Annotated in this window: 21 protein-coding genes and 1 riboswitch; of the genes, 17 read left to right on the top strand and 4 right to left on the bottom strand. The window is 65.1% G+C overall.

The window, feature by feature from the left end; translation table 11 throughout:
• Position 1 precedes the first annotated feature (1 nt).
• Both metH and ACOJSI_RS00365 read left to right on the top strand, forming a co-directional pair.
• Complete coding sequence (gene metH, locus ACOJSI_RS00370) at positions 2 to 2,602, top strand: methionine synthase (RefSeq protein WP_420136267.1); 2,601 nt, start codon at positions 2 to 4, stop codon at positions 2,600 to 2,602.
• A gap of 57 nt (positions 2,603 to 2,659) precedes the next feature.
• Entirely contained in the window at positions 2,660 to 3,430 is a 771-nt protein-coding gene (locus ACOJSI_RS00365) for a GGDEF domain-containing protein (RefSeq protein WP_420136266.1), read from the top strand.
• 13 nt (positions 3,431 to 3,443) lie between these two features.
• Here the strand turns inward: ACOJSI_RS00365 and ACOJSI_RS00360 are convergent, their stop codons facing one another.
• Positions 3,444 to 3,572: a hypothetical protein gene (locus ACOJSI_RS00360; protein ID WP_420136265.1), complete on the bottom strand. Its 129-nt coding sequence runs from the start codon at positions 3,570 to 3,572 to the stop codon at positions 3,444 to 3,446.
• A gap of 87 nt (positions 3,573 to 3,659) precedes the next feature.
• Complete coding sequence (locus tag ACOJSI_RS00355; protein ID WP_420136264.1) at positions 3,660 to 5,894, bottom strand: TonB-dependent receptor; 2,235 nt, start codon at positions 5,892 to 5,894, stop codon at positions 3,660 to 3,662.
• Between the two features lie 142 nt (positions 5,895 to 6,036).
• On the opposite strand from ACOJSI_RS00355, the gene ACOJSI_RS00350 reads away from it, so the two are divergent.
• The 11 genes from ACOJSI_RS00350 (at position 6,037) to ACOJSI_RS00300 (ending at position 17,852) form a co-directional block, all read left to right on the top strand.
• Positions 6,037 to 7,398 carry a histidine kinase gene (locus ACOJSI_RS00350; RefSeq protein ID WP_420136263.1) on the top strand — a complete coding sequence of 454 codons (1,362 nt, stop codon included), beginning with the start codon at positions 6,037 to 6,039 and terminating at the stop codon, positions 7,396 to 7,398.
• Positions 7,395 to 8,009: a response regulator transcription factor gene (locus ACOJSI_RS00345; RefSeq protein WP_420136262.1), complete on the top strand. Its 615-nt coding sequence runs from the start codon at positions 7,395 to 7,397 to the stop codon at positions 8,007 to 8,009. Before ACOJSI_RS00350 ends, ACOJSI_RS00345 begins: the two co-directional genes overlap by 4 nt.
• 750 nt (positions 8,010 to 8,759) lie before the next feature.
• Positions 8,760 to 8,850: riboswitch (glycine riboswitch) on the top strand.
• Positions 8,851 to 9,022: 172 nt separating this feature from the next.
• On the top strand, positions 9,023 to 10,141 hold the full coding sequence (gene gcvT, locus ACOJSI_RS00340; protein ID WP_420136261.1) for a glycine cleavage system aminomethyltransferase GcvT: 1,119 nt from the start codon (positions 9,023 to 9,025) through the stop codon (positions 10,139 to 10,141).
• Positions 10,138 to 10,509, top strand: a complete 372-nt coding sequence (gcvH, locus tag ACOJSI_RS00335; protein WP_420136260.1) for a glycine cleavage system protein GcvH — start codon at positions 10,138 to 10,140, stop codon at positions 10,507 to 10,509. The genes gcvT and gcvH overlap by 4 nt, the downstream gene beginning before the upstream one ends.
• Complete coding sequence (locus tag ACOJSI_RS00330; protein ID WP_420136259.1) at positions 10,506 to 10,748, top strand: hypothetical protein; 243 nt, start codon at positions 10,506 to 10,508, stop codon at positions 10,746 to 10,748. The genes gcvH and ACOJSI_RS00330 overlap by 4 nt, the downstream gene beginning before the upstream one ends.
• 115 nt (positions 10,749 to 10,863) lie before the next feature.
• Positions 10,864 to 11,634, top strand: coding sequence for a class I SAM-dependent methyltransferase (locus tag ACOJSI_RS00325; protein ID WP_420136258.1), 771 nt, complete (start codon positions 10,864 to 10,866; stop codon positions 11,632 to 11,634).
• Positions 11,634 to 12,995 carry an aminomethyl-transferring glycine dehydrogenase subunit GcvPA gene (gene gcvPA, locus ACOJSI_RS00320; protein ID WP_420136257.1) on the top strand — a complete coding sequence of 454 codons (1,362 nt, stop codon included), beginning with the start codon at positions 11,634 to 11,636 and terminating at the stop codon, positions 12,993 to 12,995. Before ACOJSI_RS00325 ends, gcvPA begins: the two co-directional genes overlap by 1 nt.
• A gap of 160 nt (positions 12,996 to 13,155) precedes the next feature.
• Positions 13,156 to 14,718 carry an aminomethyl-transferring glycine dehydrogenase subunit GcvPB gene (gene gcvPB / locus ACOJSI_RS00315; protein WP_420136256.1) on the top strand — a complete coding sequence of 521 codons (1,563 nt, stop codon included), beginning with the start codon at positions 13,156 to 13,158 and terminating at the stop codon, positions 14,716 to 14,718.
• A gap of 14 nt (positions 14,719 to 14,732) precedes the next feature.
• A complete protein-coding gene (locus ACOJSI_RS00310) occupies positions 14,733 to 16,073 on the top strand; it encodes a chloride channel protein (protein WP_420136255.1) in 1,341 nt (446 codons plus the stop codon).
• A 116-nt stretch (positions 16,074 to 16,189) separates the two neighbouring features.
• On the top strand, positions 16,190 to 17,038 hold the full coding sequence (locus ACOJSI_RS00305) for a GGDEF domain-containing protein (RefSeq protein ID WP_420136254.1): 849 nt from the start codon (positions 16,190 to 16,192) through the stop codon (positions 17,036 to 17,038).
• Positions 17,039 to 17,225: 187 nt separating this feature from the next.
• Complete coding sequence (locus ACOJSI_RS00300; protein WP_420136253.1) at positions 17,226 to 17,852, top strand: twin-arginine translocation pathway signal protein; 627 nt, start codon at positions 17,226 to 17,228, stop codon at positions 17,850 to 17,852.
• A gap of 53 nt (positions 17,853 to 17,905) precedes the next feature.
• Here the strand turns inward: ACOJSI_RS00300 and ACOJSI_RS00295 are convergent, their stop codons facing one another.
• Complete coding sequence (locus ACOJSI_RS00295; protein WP_420136252.1) at positions 17,906 to 18,451, bottom strand: hypothetical protein; 546 nt, start codon at positions 18,449 to 18,451, stop codon at positions 17,906 to 17,908.
• Between the two features lie 70 nt (positions 18,452 to 18,521).
• Entirely contained in the window at positions 18,522 to 18,860 is a 339-nt protein-coding gene (locus tag ACOJSI_RS00290) for a hypothetical protein (protein ID WP_420136251.1), read from the bottom strand.
• On the opposite strand from ACOJSI_RS00290, the gene ACOJSI_RS00285 reads away from it, so the two are divergent.
• From ACOJSI_RS00285 to ACOJSI_RS00270, 4 genes are all read left to right on the top strand, one after another.
• On the top strand, positions 18,850 to 19,476 hold the full coding sequence (locus ACOJSI_RS00285) for a YczE/YyaS/YitT family protein (RefSeq protein ID WP_420136250.1): 627 nt from the start codon (positions 18,850 to 18,852) through the stop codon (positions 19,474 to 19,476). The genes ACOJSI_RS00290 and ACOJSI_RS00285 overlap by 11 nt on opposite strands.
• Before the next feature lie 219 nt (positions 19,477 to 19,695).
• A complete protein-coding gene (locus ACOJSI_RS00280; RefSeq protein ID WP_420136249.1) occupies positions 19,696 to 20,550 on the top strand; it encodes a hypothetical protein in 855 nt (284 codons plus the stop codon).
• A gap of 31 nt (positions 20,551 to 20,581) precedes the next feature.
• Positions 20,582 to 21,031: a type II toxin-antitoxin system VapC family toxin gene (locus tag ACOJSI_RS00275; protein ID WP_420136248.1), complete on the top strand. Its 450-nt coding sequence runs from the start codon at positions 20,582 to 20,584 to the stop codon at positions 21,029 to 21,031.
• 354 nt (positions 21,032 to 21,385) lie between these two features.
• Positions 21,386 to 21,933: hypothetical protein (locus ACOJSI_RS00270; protein WP_420136247.1), on the top strand; the 548-nt coding region annotated here is incomplete at its 3' end.

The following is a 21,933-nucleotide window of genomic DNA, read 5'->3' as shown; positions in this document are numbered from 1 at the left end:
TATGGCCAGCAGCCCCTCCACCGCCCAATTCGTCAATGTCGGCGAGCTCACCATCGTCACAGTATCTGCGGCGTTCAATAAGCTCATCATGTTCGGCGACTATACCATTGCGTTCGAGGTCGCGCGCCAGCAGGTCGAAAACGGCGCGCAGGTCGTCGACGTCAACATGGACGAAGGCCTGCTCGACGCCGAATATGCCATGACCACCTTCCTGAAGCTGATCGCGGCCGAGCCGGACATCGCGCGCGTGCCGGTGATGGTCGACAGCTCGAAATGGAGCGTGATCGAGGCGGGGCTGAAGTGCGTGTCCGGCAAGCCGATCGTGAACTCGATCAGCATGAAGGAAGGGGAGGAGGCCTTCCTGCACCATGCGCGCAAGGTCATGGCCTATGGCGCCGCGGTGGTGGTCATGGCGTTCGATGAAGTCGGCCAGGCCGACACCAAGGAACGCAAGGTCGAGATTTGCGAGCGCGCCTACAAGCTGCTGACCGGCATCGGCTTCCCGCCCGAAGACATCATCTTCGATCCCAATATCTTTGCGGTCGCCACCGGCATCGACGAACATCGCCGCTACGCGATCGACTTCATCGAGGCGACGCGCGAGATCAAGCAACGCTGCCCGCATTGCCACATCTCGGGCGGCGTCTCGAACCTCAGCTTCTCGTTTCGCGGCAACGAGCCCGTGCGCCGCGCCATGCACAGCGTGTTCCTCTACCACGCCATCCAGGCGGGGATGGACATGGGCATCGTCAATGCCGGCCAGCTCGACGTGTATGACGCGATCGATCCCGAGCTGCGCGAGGCCTGCGAGGACGTGATCTGGGACCGGCGCGACGACGCGACCGACCGCCTGATCGCGCTCGCCGAAAAATATCGCGGCACCGACGCGATCGCCGAAAAGCAGGCCGAGGAATGGCGCGGCTGGGACGTGCGCAAGCGCCTCGAACATGCGCTCGTCAAGGGCATCGACATGTATGTCGTCGACGATACCGAGGAAGCGCGCCAGCAGCATGCCCGCCCGATCGAGGTGATCGAAGGTCCCCTGATGGATGGCATGAACGTGGTCGGCGACCTGTTCGGATCGGGCAAGATGTTCCTGCCGCAGGTGGTGAAATCGGCCCGCGTGATGAAGAAGGCGGTCGCGCACCTGCTCCCCTATATCGAGGCGGAGAAGGAAGCCGGTGCCAAGGCCAAGGGCCGGATCGTCATGGCGACGGTCAAGGGCGACGTGCACGATATCGGCAAGAATATCGTCGGCGTCGTGCTCGCCTGTAACGGCTATGAGATCATCGATCTCGGCGTGATGGTCCCTTGGACCGAGATTTTGAAGTCCGCCAACGACAATGACGCCGACATGATCGGCCTCTCCGGCCTGATCACGCCCTCATTGGACGAGATGGTGACGGTCGCCGCGGAGATGGCGCGCGCCAACATGACGATCCCGCTGCTGATCGGGGGCGCCACCACGTCCAAGGTCCACACCGCGCTGCGGATCGATCCGGCTTATCAGGGGCCCGTCGTCCACGTCCTGGACGCCAGCCGCGCCGTGGGTGTCGCCTCGACCCTCATGTCCGATACGCAGCGCGACTCCTTCGTCGAGAAGACCGCCGGCGAATATGAGGCGGTACGGGTGGCGCGCGCCGACAAGGGCCAGAACGATCTGGCGTCGCTGGACGATGCGCGCGCTAACGCCTTCCCCTATGACGCCGGGCAGAAGCCGCCGGCGCCGTTGCAGCCGGGCAGGCATGTGTTCGAGGATTGGCCGCTGGATGATCTGCGGTCCTATATCGACTGGACACCGTTCTTCCGCGCGTGGGAGCTGGCCGGCAATTATCCGGCCATCCTGGAGGACGAGGTTGTCGGCGAAAGCGCGCGCAGCCTGTTCGCCGATGCCGAGGCGATGCTCGACACGATCATCGCCGAGAAATGGCTGACCGCGCGTGGTGTGGCGGCGCTATGGCCGGCGCACAGGGACGGGGACGACATTGTCGTCCAGGCCGGCGCTGGGGCGGAAACCCGCTTCCCCATGCTGCGCCAGCAGATCAAGAAGCGCGAGGGCCGGCCCAATATGTGCCTGGCCGATTTCATCGATCGCGAAGACGATTGGTTCGGCGGCTTTGCCGTCGGTATCCACGGCATCGATCCGCACATCGCGCGGTTCAAGGCGGACCATGACGATTATCGGGACATCCTGCTGAAGGCGCTCGCCGATCGTCTGGCCGAAGCCTTCGCCGAACGCCTGCATCTGCATGTGCGAACGAACCTCTGGGGTTACGCGGTTGGCGAGCAGCTAACCAATGAAGCACTAATCAAGGAACAATATCGCGGCATCCGCCCGGCGCCCGGCTATCCCGCCTGCCCGGAACATAGCCTGAAGCCGATCCTGTTCGACCTGATCGATGCGGGCGCGACCGGCCTGACGCTTACCGAAAGCTTCGCGATGCTGCCGACCGCGGCCGTCTCCGGATTCTATTTCGGCCATCCCGACAGCCAATATTTCGGCGTCGCCCGCATCGGTCGCGACCAGTTGGAGGATTATGCGGTTCGCCGCGGCGTCGATCTCCAGACGGCGGAGCGGTGGCTGCGCCCGAACCTGGATTGATGCTGGGTTAGCGCGTCGTTGGAGCCGATCGGCGAGGTCGGCGTTGAGAGCGACAAAATGGGACCTTTTTCACGCACCGAACTCAGGAATGATCGCGATCTCGCGCTCTATGTCCTCTTCACGACGCTGCTGTGCGTGTCGATCGCGCTCGCTGTCGACGTCGCCAACCAGCTGTTCTTCTTCACGAATTGGGCGAACGCCATCCGATCGTGGGTGATTACCGTCGCCGTCGTGCTGTGCATCGCCATCCCCGTGACCAGGAAGCTCGGCCGCGCGCAGCTGGCGCTGTATCGTGCGGGCATGCGGGACGAGCTGACCGGGCTGCTCAATCGGCGCGCCTTCCTCGACGGCGTCGACGATACCACCTTCCTGGCCCTGATCATCGTCGACGTGGACGATTTCAAGAACGTCAACGATCGCCACGGTCACTGGATCGGCGATCAGGTATTGCGCACGACCGCGTCGATGATGGTCAAGCTGCTGGGCGAATTCGGCCGGGTCGGGCGGCTCGGCGGCGAGGAATTCGCGTTGCTCGCCTATCATGACGATCACGCCACCTTGCTCGATCGTTTGGAGGCATTCCGCGACACGATCGCCCAGACGCCGATCTTGACCGACACGATCCCGGTTTCGGTCACCATTTCCGCCGGCGTGGCGACGCGTAATGGCGAGCAGAGCTTCCAGGAATTGTTCATCCGTGCGGACAGTGCCCTGTACGAAGCCAAGGCCTCGGGCCGAAACCGCGTCGTCCTGGCACAGGATGGCGAGGCCGCCGGCAATGTGACGCGCAGCCTGCATACCGAAGAGCGGAGATGGCCGGGGCGCTGAAGGCCTGGGCGTTTCACCTCGTGCCGACATGTAAACCGGCAACCAGCGAGGTCATTTTGTCGACCTCCGTCGCGATATTCTCGGCAAAGGTGATGCGGTAGACGCCAGGACGGAGCGCCCCGCACGCGGACGGGCGGCGCATCCGGCCTGCCCGCGGCGGCCCGATCCTGCCGGCTTGCATCGCGCCGACAGATCGCAGCCGCCCGGTCGCCGGCGTCGATCGGATCGATCAGAACGTCTTGCTCAACCCGATGAAGATGCCGCGCCGTGCGCCGAACGACGGGGCACCCACGCCGACACCGGTGCCGTCGCGGATTTCATAGACGTGATCGAACAGGTTGATGACGTCGAGATGGACGTCGATACCGCTCGCCGCGAACTTGTGCCCGATCGACATGTTGACCGTGGCATAATCGGGCAGCGCCGCGCCGTTGGGAATGCTGCTGCCGTCGGCGAGTGTGAGGTCGCTGCGCAGCCCCGAACCGAACACCATGCTGGCGCTTACGCGCGAGCCGGCCAGTGGCCCATCCAGCCAGTGATAGGCGGCGCCCGCCGAGCCGGACCAGGTCTGGTCATGGTCGAGATAGATATAGTGGTTGGAGATGTAGGCGAGATCGGCGGCTGCGAAATTATACTGGTTGGAGACGATGTCGGTCCCCTGCGCCTTCTGATAGGCGATATTGCCATAAGCGCTGAACCCGCCATGCACGTAACTGGCGGTGAATTCGGTGCCGACGATCCGGCCGCGGGCATAGTTGAACGGCGCCAGGATGATCGGTGCGCCGAACTGGCCTTCGTCCACCAGATGCGTCGAACGCCGAATATAGCCGTCGACACCGAAGGTGAGGGCGCCCGCGCGCTGCTGGAAGCCCGCATCCCAGTAATTTTCGCGCTGGGCATAGGTTGCGTCATTGGTGCGTACGTTGGGCGACGCGGTGGTGTTGAAGACCTGTGCGAGGTTGCTGTCGGCGATCAGCTCGAACGGGGCCGGTGCGAAATAGCGCGCATAGCCGGCATGGAGCGTCAGGCTGTCATTCGGCGTCCAGACGAGGTTGGCGCGGGGCGAGAGCTGCCGTTCGTCGCGCGGGCCGTCATTCTCGTCGAAGCGCGCGCCATAGTTGAACACCAGCCTTGGCGTGAGGTGCCACTCATCCTGCAGATAGGCGCTATAGGTCCGCTGCGTCACGCGGACGTTGAACGGCAATGAAACGGGCTGAGCATTGGCGACGATCGCGCCTTGCTGAAAGCCCAGATCCGGCTGGGTGGGATCGAACGTGTCGCCCGTGGTCGGAAAGACGTTGGTGTCGGTCGAACTGCGCGACCGGTCATTCTCGAACTGGAACCCGCCGCGCAGCGTGTGGCTGTCGCTCAGCTTGTAGGCGCTGTCGAACTGGACGCCGGCGGTGACGTCGCGCTTGCTGGCATATTGGGCCTCGCCGTTGAACAGCAGCTCGCCCGTATAGTCCGGCCGATAATCGAGCGTCGCGATCCGCGCGAATGCCGAAGCCTGGAAGGAGAAGGCGCCCGCGCTGTGCAGCCAGGACAGCGCGCCGAAGCCGAACGTCTGCAACTGGCGCTCGTTCAGCGCCTCGCTGGCAAAGCTGCTGACGCCGTTCACCACGACCGGATTGCCGTTGACGTCGGTCTGGCTGCCGGTCAGCCCGATCGGATTGGGGATCTGATAATGCTGGTTGGTATAGCCGCCGGTCAGTGCGATCCGGTCGTTGGGCCCCAGGATATGGTCGACATAGCCGAAGCCGTTGAACTGGTGGGTCCGGTCGTGCAGCGCGTTCCTGCTGCCGTCGACATTCTCGATGCCCAGGTCCGAACGCTTATAGTCGCCGGAGGCGAACCAGCTCGTGGCGCCCGAACTTCCGGCAACCTGCAGGCTCGGCTGGAACGTCCCCTGGCTGCCGCCATACAGGCTGGCGGTGGTGCTGTCCTTCAGACCGGACTTGGTGGTGATGTCGATGATGCCGGCGGTCCGCAGGCCATATTGCGCCGGCAGCGTGCCGGTGATCAGGCTCATCTTGTCGACCAGGCGCGGTGACAAGGCCTGGCCGAAGACCGCAATGCTTTCGGGGATGATGATCCCGTTGAGCCTATACTGGACGCCATTATGTTCGTCGCGGACATGGAACTGCCCGAACTGGTCCTGGCTGACGCCCGGCATCTGCAGGATGATGTTCTGGATCGGCTGGTTGTCGCTGCCGGGCGAATTCTGGATGGCGGCCTGGTCCAGCGTGTACGTGTCCGCGCCCAGGCTGGGCTTGATGCTCTCGCGCGCATCGTCCAGCCGGCGGGCGGTCACGACGATGTCCGGGGACGTCGTCGGCGCTGCCTGCGCCGATGTCGATTGCGTTTGCGACGCCTGATCCTGCGCCTGCGCGCCCGTGCCCTGCACCATTGCAAACAGGGCGCTGGACGCCAGCAACCAGGGGCGGAACGCCCGAACCATCGTCATATTTATCGAACTCCCACTTGTGGGGCGCGACCTAACGGGTGCGGCCGTGGGCGGCGATGGCGAGTCTTCCCGACTTTCCCGGGAAGAATTCCCGAATTGACGAATCCGCTTTTTCGCCCCGAATTGGTGCTAGGACGCGCTTGTGTCGCTCCGCATCCGGGTTATCGCGCTCTTCGCGCTCGCGCTGGTCGCCAGCCTGATTCTGGGCGCCATGGTCGTCGGCTATCATGTGCGCAAGGAACTGGCGACCGAACTGGAGGCCGCGATGGCAGGGGCCAAGCGGTCCGCCGCCGCGACGTTTGAGGATCTGCCGCGCTCCGATCACCCGCTCCGCGATCTTCATCAGCTGGTGCAGACCTTCGACGGCAATCGCCATGTCAGGCTCTCGCTGGTGGCGGCGAACGGGCAAACCCTCGTTTCCTCGCAGCCGGGCGACAGCGCTGTAGCGCCCGCATGGTTCAGCCGTCTCGTGGCGGAACGGCTTCCGGCGGCGATCCTGCCCGTCCCGGTGCATCCCGATCGGCCGCTTGCGCTGCTGCTCGCCTCCACCCCCGGGCCCGATACGGGCGCCGCCTGGGATCAGGCGCTTGCCCTGGCCAAGGTGCTCGGCGGCGTATCGGTGGTCGGGCTGGTCCTGGTATGGCTGGCGATCGGCACGGGATTGCGGCCGTTGGCGCATGTCAGCGAACAATTCGCGCGGCTGGGCGCCGGCGATTATGATGCGCGCGTCGTGGAGGCGGGGCCGCCGGAACTGCGCCTGTTGCAGCGTGGCTTCAACGACATGACCGAACGGCTCGGCTCGACCATGCACCGCAACCGGCTGCTCGGCGAGCAGCTGGCGCAACTCCAGGATGAGGAACGGGCGGAGATTGCGCGCGACCTGCATGACGAGGTGGGTCCCCGCCTGTTCGCGATCAGTCTCGACGCCGCGATGATCGCCCAATTGTGCGAGGCCGGCCAGCCATCCGCTGCCGCGGATCGCGCGCGGGAGATCCAGCATGCGGTCCTCTATGTGCAGGGGCAGGTGCGCGATCTGCTCGGTTGGTTGCGCCCGGCGCGCCTGACCGAGTTCGGCCTCGCCGTCGCGATCCAGGATCTGGTGCGCTTCTGGGCGGCGCGCCGTGCCGATATCACGTTCGATGTGGAGGTGGCGGAGGCCGACATCGGCGATCAGACCGCCGAGGTCGCCTATCGGATCGTCCAGGAGGCCGTCAGCAACGCCGTGCGCCATGCCGAGGCGCGACGGATCGGGATCGAAGCGCGCGTCGATCCCTACACGGCGCTGGTCGTCACGATCGAGAATGACGGCGTCAGGCCGGCCGACGCCGCCTCGGACGGGCGGCGCGGCTACGGCCTGATCGGCATGCGCGAGCGGGTCGAGGCGCATGGTGGCACGCTGACGTACGGCCCGAATGCCGCGGGCTCCCGTTGGACCGTCGAGGCACGACTACCCGGCGCTGCCGCCCCCGCAGCCCAAGCGCAGCGCAGGGACGCCGCGTCATGAAAATTCTGCTGATCGACGATCATGCGATAGTCCGCTCCGGCCTCCGGCGCATGCTGACGATGACGGCCGATACCGAAATTTACGAAGCCGCGACGGGCCGCGAGGGGATCGCCGTGGCGCGTGCCCACGCGCTCGATCTCATCATCGTCGATCTCAATCTTCCCGAACTTGGCGGCATCGAACTCGTGGCCCGGCTGCGGCAGATCGGATCGGTGCCGATCCTCGTGCTCAGCATGCATGCGGACCCCCTGCACGTCAGCCGGGCGCTCGCGGTCGGCGCACAGGGTTATGTCAGCAAGAATGCCTCGCCCGACGAACTGCTCGTCGCCATTCAGCGGATTGCCGCGGGTGGCCGCTATGTGGAGCAGGAGATCGCCCAGGCGCTTGTCCTGGGCGATCCGATCCCGGTCGCGACGCTGGCCCCCCTTGCGCCGCGCGATCTGGAAATCCTGCGCCAGCTGGCGGCGGGCCGAAGCCTGAGCGAGATCGCCGATATCCTGGGCCTCGGCTACAAGACGATCGCCAACAATTGCAGCATGATCAAAAGCAAGCTCGGCGTCTCCCGCACCGCCGACCTCCTGCGGATCGCGATAGAATCCGGCATCCGCTAGCATGACGCCTGGGTGCGCTGACACACGGATATTGGGAGGCCTGGGCTGTTAGGAGCGTCTTCTTCCGCTCACACAGGAAGAGCAGCGTTCAGCAAGCTATGTATCCACGAAAAATGAACGACATGTAATAATCAATGTCATTACCAAATACTTGACTTGAGTAGCGCATCTCTCCGACTGTCATGGTTCGTCCGGGATTAAGTGCGGTCCCATTCTTACAACTTTCGGCTGTCTACGTGGTAGATTATCACGCTAAAGAGGAGAGTGGCCCCTCCCAGCACTAGGATGCCCTTGCCGTAAGTGTCTAAGAAGGTTGGAGATCGTAACTCAGGATATCGGTCGCCTGCAACGGCGCCGTAATATACGAAGAACACGCCAATCCAGTAAATGGCGGTAAGAAGCGCTTTCATTAGAGCGATGGCGTATCCCATACGAGAATCCTGAAAGAGCGTGGCGTACGAACGAGCCCACGTAGCTGCGGTCCCTGCCATATTAGGAACGGGCATGCGTTCTTCGAGGCCCATTAGGGGAAGTCTTCTCCCCATATTGCGTGGCGATGGGAATAAGCTCATCTCGCTAGGACGCGCTGGAACTGCAGGCGCCTCGACAGTTTCGCCAAACGCGCAAATAGCATGCCCGGTACAACTACGTTGGTTGCCCCTTAACTTAGGGCCTTTCGCCTGCCGAACCTCGATTGACTCGAATCTGCGCCCCGTGCAGGGGTGTCGCGTCGTCGGTAGGCAACTGCCGGAGGACTGCGCGGGAGAGCGTTCGCTTTTAGCGGGCCACCGAAGGAGCAACCGCCCCGGAATCTCTCAGGTCAACGGACCGCGCAGACCTTAAGACGCTCTGGAAAGCGAGCGGGGTGCAAGCTCCGCTCCACCGAAGGTGAAAGCGCGACCGGCCTTGGTGCGTGGCGCGCGAATGCTCTCAGGTTCCGTGACAGAGGGGGCGATGGATGGAGCGGATCGAAAGGTCCTGCCGTCTGTCGTGCTCTTGAACGGGACATATTGATGAGCGCCGACGATCATACCGCCGAACCGCTGCCGTTGGATGCGTGGCATCGTGCCCGCGGCGCTCGCATGGTCCCGTTCGCGGGTTACGCCATGCCGATTCAGTATGACGGCATTATCGCCGAGCATCAGTGGACGCGCGACCATGCCGGGCTGTTCGATGTCAGCCATATGGGGCAGCTCACGCTTTCAGGCGAGGATGTCGATACCGCGCTGGAGGCGCTGCTGCCGGGGGACATCAAGGGCCTCGGCGTCAACCGCATGCGCTATTCGCTGCTGCTGGACGACAATGGCGGCGTGATCGATGACCTGATGGTCACGCGCCGCGCGGACGATTTCTACATGGTCGTCAACGGCGCCACCAAACAGGGCGATGTCGCCCATATGCGCGCGCGCCTGCCGGGCAGCGTCCCCCTGGTGACGATGGACAGCTATGGCTTGCTGGCGCTGCAGGGGCCGGAGGCGGTGACCGCGCTCGCGCGGCTGGTGCCGGGTGTCGAACAGCTCACCTTCATGACCGCCGGTCTGTTTGGCCATGGCGAGCATAAATTCTGGATCAGCCGCTCGGGCTATACCGGCGAGGACGGATTCGAGATTTCGCTTCCGGCGCACAGCGTCGACATGTTCGCGACCTTGCTCTGCAACCAGCCCGAGGTGAAGCCGATCGGCCTGGGCGCACGGGATTCGCTGCGTCTGGAGGCGGGGCTGCCGCTGTACGGCCACGACCTGGATACCAACATCAATCCCGCCGCGGCGGATCTGGGCTTTGCCATTTCCAAGCGTCGCCGGACGGAGGGCGGCTTCCCGGGGGCGGAGACGATCCTCGCTGATCTGCGCGATGGCGCGAAGACCAAGCGCGTCGGCTTCGCCGTCGAAGGGCGCCTGCCCGCCCGCGAGGGCGCCGGTATTTTCGCGGGCGACGCGCAGGTCGGCACCATCACCTCCGGCGGCTTTGCGCCCACGGTCGGCGCCCCGATCGCGATGGGCTATGTCGAGGCGGCTCATGCCGCGCCCGGCACCGCGCTTGAAATCGAAGTCCGCGGCAAACGGCTCGCCGCGACCGTGACCCCGATGCCGTTCGTCCCCCACCGCTATGTCCGCAAGGGAGTTTCCCAATGACGACCTATTTCACCCAGGATCATGAATGGATTTCGGTCGAGGGCGATAGCGCCACCGTCGGTATCACCGATTATGCGCAGGCCCAGTTGGGCGACGTCGTGTTCGTCGAAGTGCCGCCCGCCGGCACCGCTGTGGCCAAGGGCAAGGAAGCCGCCGTGGTGGAATCGGTCAAGGCTGCGTCGGACGTCTACGCCCCCGTGTCCGGCACGGTAAGCGAAGCCAATGCCGCGCTGGAGGCTGATCCGGCCTTGGTCAACACGGCGCCGGAAAGCGACGGCTGGTTCTTCAAGCTGACCCTGTCCAACCCGGGCGAGCTGGAAGGCCTGATGGACGAGACCGCCTACAAGGCCTTCGTCGCCGCGCTGTGAGCGATCAACCCGCCCTGTTCGCGTCGAGCGAAGTCGCGACGCCGCACGCGTGGCCTCGGCTGCGCTCGGCAAAGCCCCTCGACTTCGCTCGGGGCGAACGGGGGGCGGGGATGGCCGCGTCCAATGTCACCAGCCGCTGGGATGCAGCCGTCCATGTCAAAACGTCGCTGTCCGATGCGGACAAACTGGAAAGCCGGATGGACGAGACGTGCGACAAGGCGGTCGTGGCGGCGCTGTGAGTGCACTCCATTTCCGTTCGGCCCGAGCGAAGTCGAGGGCTCTTGCCGAGCGCAGCCGAGGCGTCTCGCCCGAGCTCGATGACTCGACGCCTGTCGACGCGAACGGAGGTGGCAGATGACCTCGCCTAATCCCGCCAGCCGCTGGGATGCGGCCGATTATGTCAAGAACGCCGCGTTCGTGCCCGCACTGGGCGCGCCGGTGCTAGCGTTGCTCGATCCGCGGCCGGGCGAGCATATCCTCGACCTCGGCTGTGGCGACGGCATCCTGACGATCAAGATCGTCGAGGCCGGGGCAACCGTCGTGGGTGTCGATGCGTCGGACGATATGATCGCCGCGGCCCAGGCGCGCGGTCTGGATGCGCGGATTGCCAATGGCGAGGCGCTGACCTTCGACCCGGAATTCGATGCGGTCTTTTCCAACGCCGCGCTGCACTGGATGCTGGACGGCAACGCGGTTGCCCAGGGCGTCTTCCGCGCGCTCAAGCCAGGCGGGCGGTTTGTCGGCGAGATGGGCGGGCAGGGCAATGTCGCCACCTTACGCGCCGGCATCCGTGCCGAGCTCACCCAGCGCGGCTATCCCGTCCCGGCCGAGGATCCGCAATGGTATCCGTCGCCGCAGGAATTCACCGCAATCTATGAGGCTGCCGGCTTCACCGACATCGAAGCGCAGTTGATTCCGCGGCCGACGCCTTTGCCGGACGGCGTCGCCGGCTGGCTGCGCGTCTTCCGCGCCGGCTTCATGGATGCCTCCCAGGTGCCCGACAGCGCGCAGCCCGAAATTGCCGCCGCCGTCGAAACCGCGCTCGCCCCCAAGCTCCGGCAGCCCGACGGCAGCTGGATTGCCGATTATGTCCGCCTTCGCTTTTCCATGAGGAAGCCCGCTTGATGCGTTACCTGCCCCTTACCGATGCCGATCGTGGCGCGATGCTGTCCGCGATCGGCGCCGCGTCGATCGACGATCTGTTCGTCGACGTGCCCGCCGCCGCGCGCCTGTCCGCGCCGGTCGAAGGCCTGCCGATGCACATGACCGAAATGGCGGTCGAGCGGCAGCTGAGCGGTCTCGCCCGGCAAAATCTGGTCGCGGGCGAGGCGCCTTTCTTCCTCGGCGCCGGGGCCTATCGCCACCATGTTCCGGCCAGCGTCGATCACCTGATCCAGCGCGGCGAATTCCTCACCGCCTATACGCCCTATCAGCCCGAAATCGCGCAGGGCACGCTGCAGGTCCTGTTCGAATTCCAGACGCAGGTCGCGCGCCTGTTCGGCTGCGATGTCGCCAATGCCTCCATGTATGACGGCTCGACCGCCTGCTGGGAGGCGATCGGCATGGCGCGCCGCATCACGCGCCGCACCAAGGCGATCCTTTCCGCTGGGCTCCATCCCCATTACGTCTCGGTTGCGCAGACGATGGCGAAGTTCACCGGCGACGCGCTCGATACGGCCTTGCCGACGCTGGACGGGGCAGGGGATGACATGGCCCGCTTGCTCGCCGCGATCGATGGCGAAACCAGCTGCGTCGTCGTCCAGAATCCCAACATCCTCGGCCACATCGCCGATCTCTCCGAACTCGCCGAAGCCTGCCATGCCAAGGGCGCGCTGCTGGTGGTCGTCGTGACCGAGCCGGTGGCGCTGGGGGCGATCAAGTCGCCCGGCGAGATGGGCGCGGACATCGTCGTCGGCGAGGGCCAGTCGATCGGTGTCGGCCTGCAGTTCGGCGGACCTTACCTTGGGCTGTTCGCGACGCGCGACAAATATGTACGTCAGATGCCGGGCCGCCTGTGCGGCCAGACCGTCGATGCCGACGGCAAGCGCGGCTTCGTGCTGACCTTGTCCACGCGCGAACAGCATATCCGCCGCGAGAAGGCGACCTCCAACATCTGCACCAATTCAGGCCTCTGCGCGCTCGCGTTCAGCGTCCACATGACGCTGCTGGGCGAGCAGGGCCTGCGGGAGCTCGCCACGATCAACCATGCCAAGGCGTCCGCCGCGGCGGATGTGCTGGCGGCGGTCCCCGGCGTCGAGTTGGTCAACACCGCCTTCTTCAACGAATTCACGCTGCGGCTGAGCAAGCCGGCGCGGCCGATCGTGCGTGGCCTGGCGGAAAAGAACATCCTCGCCGGCGTGCCGCTGAGCCGCCTCTACGGCGACGCCGCGGGCCTTGAGACCGGCATCATCGTCGCGGTGACCGAAACCACCACCCAGGAGCATGTCGCCACGCTTGCCTCCGCGCTTGAGGAGGCATTGGCATGATCCCAACTTCGAGGGAGTACGGGGCCGCTCCCACCCCGTTCGTGCTGAGCTTGTCGAAGCACCGTTCTTCTTTCACCCAACAAGAAAAGCAGCCCTTCGACAAGCTCAGGGCGAACGGTGCTTCATTAGGATCAAGGGTTGTTTCGTGGGAGCTCCAGGCATGACCATCAATCAGTCCGGCTGGCGCCCCGAAGCGCCGCTCGCCAACGGCGCGGGCGAACAGCCCACCTTCACCGGCAACCGCGCGCTGATGCTGGAAGAGCCGTTGCTGTTCGAGATCGGCGCGACCGACCGCACCGGCGTCGACTTCGACGCGGCGCCCCATGCGACCAACCGCCTCTGCGGCCTGGAGCGCGGCAAGATCGGCCTGCCCGGACTGTCGGAGCCCGAAACCGTCCGCCATTATACCCGTCTCAGCCGCCAGAATTATGCGATCGACCTCGGCGTGTTCCCGCTCGGGTCGTGCACGATGAAGCATAATCCGCGCTTGAACGAGCGGATGGCGCGGCTGCCCGGCTTCGCCGACATCCACCCGCTTCAGCCGGTCTCCACCGTGCAGGGCGCGTTGGCGCTGATCCACCTCGTCGGCGAATGGCTGTGCAAGCTCACTGGCATGCCCGCCGTTGCGATGAGCCCCAAGGCCGGCGCCCACGGCGAATTGTGCGGCCTGCTCGCAATACGTGCCGCGCTGGAGGCGCGCGGCGACGCGCGTCAGGTCATCCTCGTCCCCGAAAGCGCGCACGGAACCAATCCGGCCACCGCCGCCTTCTGCGGCTATGCGGTGGAGAATATCCCCGCCACCGCGGAAGGCCGCGTCAACCTGGATGCGCTGAAGGCCCGCCTCGGCCCGGATGTCGCCGGCGTGATGATCACCAACCCCAACACCTGCGGCCTGTTCGAACGCGACATGATCGCGATCTCCGAAGCCGTCCACGCCGCCGGCGGGCTGGTCTATTGCGACGGCGCCAATTTCAACGCGATCGTCGGCCGCGTTCGCCCGGGCGACCTCGGCATCGACGCGATGCACATCAACTTGCACAAGACCTTCTCGACCCCGCATGGCGGCGGCGGGCCCGGTGCCGGCCCGGTCGTCTTCTCCGCCGCGCTCGCCCCGTTCGCGCCCTTGCCCTTCGTCGAACAGACGAGCGAGGGCAGCTTCCGCCTCGTCGAGGAGGAGACCGCCGAGGATCATCACGCGCAGGCGTTCGGCCGCATGGTCGCCTTTCATGGCCAGATGGGCATGTTCACCCGCGCCGCCTCCTACATGCTCAGCCACGGCGCCGACGGCCTGCGCCAGGTCTCGGGCGACGCCGTGCTCAACGCCAATTATGTCCTGCGCAGCCTGGAGGACGTGCTCGACGCGCCCTTCGCCGGCGCCGGCCCCTGCATGCACGAGGCGTTGTTCTCCGATCACGGCATGGCCCAGGGCTTCACCACGCTCGATATCGCCAAGGGCCTGATCGACGAGGGCTTCCACCCGATGACGGTCTATTTCCCGCTGGTGGTGCACGGCGCGATGCTGGTCGAACCGACCGAGACGGAGAGCAAGGCCGGGCTCGATCAGTTCATCGGCGCGCTGCGCTCGGTCGCCGAACGGGGCCGGGCCGGGGATGAGACGCTCAAGTCCGCCCCCCATTTCTCGCCCCGCCGCCGGCTGGACGAGACCGCCGCCGCCCGTTCGCCGATCCTGGCCCAGCGCTACCTCGCCGATCAGGATGACTGACGGCGCCGCGCGTCATGCCTGATCCGGAACCACGCGACGGCGCGGACGTGCGCCGGCGCGTGCGGGTGGCGCTGCGCCGCCACGGCCCGACCGCGCCGGTCTGGCGGCGGCGCACCGCCATCTTCGGCGGGGCAGCGACGGTCGGGCTGATCGCGGTCGCCTTCGCCTGGACGGCGGACCGCGCGAGCGAGCTGTTCGCCGGCATGACCCAGCATCATTGGTGGCTGCCGCTGCTGCTGACGCCGATCGGCTTCGTCGCGATCGCCTGGCTGACCGGCCGGCTCGCCCCCGCCGCGCGCGGATCGGGCATTCCCCAGATCATCGCCGCCAAGCAGGCGCCGGAGGCGGCGATGGCCGGCCTCGTCTCGGCCCGCACCGCCCTCCTCAAGGCCGTCCTCACCGCCGGCGCCTTGCTCTGCGGCGCCTCGGTCGGGCGGGAGGGGCCGACGGTGCAGGTCGGCGCCACCATCATGGCCTATGCGCATAAGTGGATGCGCGTGCCGGTCACCGCATCCGTGCTCGTCGCGGGCGCGGCCGCCGGTGTCGCCGCCGCCTTCAACACGCCGCTCGCCGGCGTCGCCTTCGCGATCGAGGAGCTCGCCGCCGCTTATGAGCAGCGCATGACCCTGCTGGTGATGAGCGCGGTGCTGATCGCCGGCATGATCGCGCAGGGCGTGGCCGGCGATTATATCTATTTCGGCCTTGTCGGGCAGACCTTGCCGCTCCGCGCGGTGCTGCTGATCGCGCCGGTCGCGGGCATATTGGGCGGCCTGAGCGGCGGCCTCTTCTCCCGCCTGATGCTGTGGCTCGCTCGCGGCGGGTCCCGCCTGATCTCCGGCGGCAGGCCCTTATTGCTGGCGGGCGGCTGCGGCCTGATCGTCGCCGCGCTCGGCGTCGTCACCCACCTGACCTGGGGCACCGGCTACAGCGCCGCGCGCGCCATTATCGAGGGCAGCGACGCGCCCTTGTGGTTCGGCCCGGCCAAGTTCCTGGCGACGCTCGCCACCGCCGCGGCCGGCCTGCCCGGCGGCATCTTCGCGCCCAGCCTGGCAACCGGCGCGGGCGTCGGCAATGTCGTCCACGCCCTCTTCCCCGATCAGCCGACCGGCGCGGTCGTGCTGCTGGGCATGGTCGCTTACTTCACCGGCGTCGTGCGCGCGCCGCTCACCTCCGTCATCATCATGTCGGAAACGACCGCCAGCCGCGGCCTGATGCTCCCGCTCCTCGCCACCGCGCTGATCGCCGAAGGCGCGGCCTCGCTCATCTGCCGCGAGCGCCTCTACCACGGCCTCGCCACCGGCTTCCTCCGCCCGGCGCCCGTCCCCGATGCCACGCCTGAAGAAAAGGCGCGCTAGGTGCCCGCGCTTCGCGCTCGATTCACCCGGCCGATCGCACCGTGCGTCGCCATTCCGGCACCACGCTTTGGATCGCGCGTTCGCGCATGTCGTAATTCCCATTATCCGGAGACGACATGCGTTTTTACCAGGCGACGCGCTGGATCTTCCCGCGCAGTTATCAGCTTCGCCTGTTCACCCTGTGCTTCCTGGCGGTGCATCTGCCGATCATCGTCTTCTGCGTGGCAGAGGGCGTGCGCGGCCGCTGGGATTGGGGGATCTTCCTCACATTGCTGGCGGCGACCCTGGTCGGCACCTGCGCGGCGGTGGCGGGGCTGGCCGCCTTGCTCGCGCCGATCGGCTACGCCACCGATCTGCTGCGCACGCTCCAGCGCGGCGAGCGTGTGCCCAACATCCCCACCGGCGGTGAGGATCTGGTCGGCGAACTGCTGGCGGGCGTGGCGCGCGCCTCGAACGAGAATGCCGCGCGCATCAGCAATCTCACCGATGCGGCGGGCAAGGATATGCTGACCGGCCTGCTCAACCGCCGCGGCTTTACCGATATGGCGGCCCGCACCCTGCGCGCCGGCACCAATTCGGCGATCGCGCTGCTGGATCTGGATCATTTCAAGTCGATCAACGATCGCTTCGGCCATGAGGAGGGCGATCGCGTGCTCACCGCCTTTGGCCGCCGGCTGGAAGAAGGCCTCCGCCGGGGCGATCGCGCCGCACGCTGGGGCGGGGAGGAATTCGCCATCCTGATGCCTGCCACCGAGCTGGACGACGCGACCGAGATCGTCGAGCGCCTGCGCCTGCTCCTCCGCCTCGACACCGCTGCCGCCGCCGATCGCCCGCCGCTCACCTTCTCCTGCGGGGTGACCGCGCTGCAGGACTATCAATCCTTCACCGCCGCCATGGCCCGCGCCGACGAGGCCCTCTACGACGCCAAACGTGGCGGCCGCGACCGCGTCGAGACCCGCGCCTGACCTCAAAAGAACCGTCATGCTGAACGTGTTTCAGCATCCATCCCACCACGCGGACTGAACGGGCTCTTGGCGGACTACCGCCGAAACACGCCCGGCACCGCGCCACTCGCAACACCCGTCTGCGCCAAACACCCCATAGGCACACCGCCCCCGCACGCCCGATGCATCGCGCGGGGAGATCACATCCATGCCGACATCATTCCGCACATTCCTGCTCGCCGCCGCCGCGCTGGCATCGCCGCTCGCCGCCCAGACGCCTCCCGCCAGCCCGGCCGCCGCCACGGCCCGGCCCGCAACGCCCTTCATCCCGGCCGGCTTCACCCCGCCGACCCGCATCGAAGGCCCCGGCTTTGTGCTCGTGCCGCTCGGCCCGGAGGTCGTGAAGCTGGATTACGACGCCTACATGGCGTCGATCGATCATCTTCAAAAGACGTTCAGCCGCAGCACCAATTGGCCGCGCCAGGGCATCACCGATGCGGAAGCGATGAAGGATATGGAAGGCGAACAGGCTCGCTTCCGCGCCCGCAAATCCTTCGCTTATGCCGTGCTCACGCCCGATGGCCGCCGCGAACGCGGCTCCGTCTACGTCTCGCCCAGCCCGGTCCCCGGCCATGACGCGATCGTGCGGCTGTGGGTCACCAAGGCCGATTATGACGCCGGCTTCGACGCCGCTTTATACCAGTGGGTAAGGGGCTGGGTGGCGAAGGATTGGCCCTTCCGCACGGTCGCTTATCCCGGCCGCTCGATCGATTGGGCGACCTGGGATGCCGCCGTCGCGGCGCGCAAGGCGGCGGCGGGGAAGGGCACGCCCTAAACCCATGCCCGCGCCGCGGCTCCGCCGTCATCCTTGCCGCCCGCGGCGGGATGTCACCGCGGGGTGATGGTCAGATCCGTGATCAGGAATTCGCCGGTCGAACAGACGATGCGCACCACCGGGTCGGTCAGCTTGAGCGGGAAGCTCTTGCTCTCCACGATGGTGACGGCAAGGCTGCTGCCGTCATAGACCATGGAGAAAGGCTGCACCGCGCCCGGATTGACGAGCATGGACATCGGCAACACCTCGTCGTCCTTGCCGCTGACATTATAGCTCAGCATCTGCGTTGCCGTCTGCCCGGCCGGTGTCTTCCTTTCGCCCACCGGCAGGGCGCCCAGCGAGAAGCCCGCATAATGGGCCGACGGTTTTCCCGGCGGCGAACTCTCTGCCACCTGGATACGCACGGTCGGGACGAATGTCTTGCTCGCGGCCAGCATAGAGAGCTGCACGTTCCCGGTGACCGAAAATCCGCGCCGATCCGCCGGCAGGTTCAATTCTGACCAATGCTCCGCCGCCGTATCGCAGTCATAGGTAATTCCCGCCGCGCCCGCAGGAGCAGTCAGCGCAAGAAGCATCGCAAAGCCGGCTGCCTTCATCATGGATCGTCCCCCCGTTGCCGCGGCATTCCCGTACCGCGTGCTGCGTAAGCACAATGGCAGCGCGCCTAAGTCAAGCCGCGCGCAGGGCGGGCGGCCGCCACACCGGGGAGCGAACCCGCACGCGCCCGGCCGCGCGTGTCCGCCAGGATGCAGTGCCCGGCTTGGCGGTCGGATCGGGGATCAGCACGTCGCCTGTCGAACACGCGATGCGCACCACCGGGGCGGTCCGCCGCAGCGGACAGCGCCTGTCGTTCGCCCAGGCGTCCCTCAAGGCTGCTGCCACCCTGCGCCATGGAGAAAGTCTGCGGAGTGGCGAGAAGCCGGGCACGGCGCCTTCCTTCTTACGATTGTCATTGTAGCGCGACATTTGTGGCGCCGCTCGACCGGCCGGGGCAAGCATGCGCCCCATGATCACGCGACGCCTTATCCAATTGTCCTGGGGCCTGATCCTCTACGGCGTCTCCATGGCGCTCATGCTGCGGGCCAATCTCGGTCTCGATCCATGGGATGTGCTGCATCAGGGTCTGGCGCCGCGCCTCGGCCTCAGCTTCGGCATGACCGTCAATCTCGTCGGGCTGGTCGTGCTGCTGCTCTGGATCCCGCTGCGCCAGCGCCCGGGGATCGGCACTGTGCTGAACATCATCGTCATCGGTACCGTCGTCGATCTGTCCCTGCCGTTCCTGCCCGCGCCGCACGGATACCCGTTGCGCTTCGCCTTCCTGATCGCCGGCATCGTCCTGAACGGCATCGCCGGCGGCGCCTATATTGGCGCCGGCCTCGGCGCAGGCCCACGCGACGGCCTGATGACCGGCCTTGCCCGCCGCACCGGCTGGCCGATCAAGCTCGTCCGCACTGCGATCGAGCTCAGCGTGCTGGCGACCGGCTGGCTGATGGGCGGCACCGTCGGCGTGGGCACCGTGCTGTACGCGCTGACGATCGGCTGGGTGGTTCACTACGCCCTGCCATTTTTTACCTTGGTCCGAAAGGACGTCGCCGCGCAGGCTGGGGGTGACGCTCAGCTCTAATGTGGCGTCACAAGATCCCGCGCGCTGCGAATCGCGCGGCGGTTCCGCCGATTCTGGTTGCCGGCTCACAAGCTCGCGGCGCGCCAAGTTGCCTGCATTTGCTCTGGCATAGGGCGCCCGCGAAGAGCTCGCTCGAGCACTAAAATGCCCGCGCCTTTACTCAGCCATTTTTTCGCGCTCTATGCGGTTTTGGGCCCGGAAGACATGGGGGCGTAATCAATGACAACAACCGTCCAGCTAAGCATTGCGGGCCGTGGAGAGAACGACTCCCCGCTGTTGGATGACCTGCTGGACCAGGTCCGCGACTACTTCGAAATGATCAATGGAGTCGCCGCCTCCATGGCAGAAGGAAACGCGGAGCAATACGACTGGCGCGTAGTAGGCTTAAGCAAGAACAGTCCTGCGACGATTACTGTGGAGGCGGTGGCACGAAGCGGTTTCCCCGATGGAGCGAACCTCGCTGCGCGGGCGCGAGAGCAGACCTCCTACGGCTTAGTCCGGCTGCAGCGCGAGAGCGTCCGTCCTCTTCACTTTACCGACAACGTCCTCGAAGCTGCCGATAGGTTCGCCCGCCGCGTCACGCGGGGACTCGCCGAAACCAGTGTTGTTGCGCAAAATTCCATCGAAGTCGTCTTTCGCCCCGCAGATGCCGTGGCAACTATTGATCATATTGCAGTCGTCCGGGCGGACGATCCGGTGCATCCCTACAAGGAATTGGGTAGCCTCGAAGGCTTGATCCAAACCGTCGGAGCAGACGCGTGGGGCCATCCATTCATTGTCGTACGGAATCGTCTCACCAATGCCGATGTTAAGTGTTTCCTGGCTGGCGAGGCGCTGAGCGCCCTAGAAGAGGAACCGGTTGCCAACGTGGTTTGGAAGCAGCGCCGGGTGACCGCACTCGGCATCCTGCGCTATCGTTCTCTCGGCAAAATTTCTCAGGCAGATGTGACCCACTTAGAGTTCGCTGATCCGGCCAGAAAGCTTCCCGGGCCGGCGGATGTAATTGATCGCCAGTTCACCGGGGGGCTAAGCTCTGAGGAATACCTGGAAAGGTTGCACAATGGCGACGCCTAGGTACGCTTGGGATTCTTGTGCTTGGATCGCGATGATTATTCAGGAGCAGGTCCCACTCAAGGACGGTGGGGTCGAAGACCGAGCCACGTTGTGCAACCATGTAATCGGCCTGGCAGCTAAAAAGCAGCTGGAGATCGCAACTTCCGGGTTGGCCTTAGCGGAAGTGTGCAAGCATGATGAGGTTAAGGCCGTCGATGGCGACGACCTGTCCGATTTTTTCAGAAATGAATACATTCTCGTAGTTGCAACGGACCGTAATGTCGGCACCCTTGCCCGCAAGCTCATGCAGAGCGGGCATCCTGGGCTGAAGCCGCCTGATGCGGTGCACCTTGCCACCGCGATGGTCGCCGATGTGGCAGGACTACATACATTCGACAGGAAGTTGCTCGGGCTTGATGGCAAATTGGAGATGCCGAGCGGCGGCACGCTAAATATCTGCAAGCCGTTCGGACCGCCACCCAGCCTTCTGGATGGAATGTAGGTCCCGCTAAGACGAACTTGCGGGGGTAAGCGCACGCCAGCCCACGAGTACCGAGCGGTCAGGGACTCCGGTAGTCGTCAAAGAAACAAGCTTGGTCGCGCAGATCCTCACGAATTCTTAAACGCAACAGTATCGTACTAAATCGCAGAGGCATCGTCGCTCCCTCAACGACGCCGCCAACAGCCTGTCGGTAAATGCTGGTCGTCGCTGGCCAGTATATATTGAGGAACTGATCAGCTGCGATCGCCACGCGCCGGCATCGTCATGCTGATGATAACGGGAACCCGCTGATCGTCTTGCGTAGCGATGCAAACCCCTTATGGCCTAGCAGCTGCAGCCGGAGAGAGGTGAGAGGTGAGCTCGAGTCTTGTTCGTTTAACCCTCTATGGACTCATCGTAGCAATAGATATCGATCTGCGCACCCTTGTTAGGGAGCAGTTAAACGACAGTCGTGCTATTAATGAAATTTTCGACCCTGAACTTCTAGAAAAGACCCTCGCGCGGGCAAAGCGTGACGGCCGAATGGAAGGCAGCGATGTCTACGACTACCTAGACTTCCCCGATGCGATCCAGACCTTGCGACGTCACAAGGGTGAACTGGATACATCGACCGCCCGGTTTCTTGAGAAAAATTCCACTGAACTCGATCGGCTGACGCCCATCCGTAATCGGGTCATGCATGGTCGCCCGCTTCAGTTCACTGATTATTCTACTGTCGATACATTTGTTCAAAAGCTTCTTAGCTATCCTTCGCGTATGTTTCCTAACGTCTTTGAATTTGAATCCCGGGTCCGCGATAATCCAAATTTCGTTTACTCTCTGGATCTGTCCAGGGTTGGTGCACCTTCTGATCGAATCCCACACAACCTGCCCCTTCCGGATTACGATGAAACGGGTTTCCT

Source organism: Sphingomonas sp. (genome assembly GCF_048595155.1).
GTDB lineage: Bacteria > Pseudomonadota > Alphaproteobacteria > Sphingomonadales > Sphingomonadaceae > Sphingomonas_I.
This window is presented reverse-complemented; position numbering and strand designations above follow the sequence as displayed.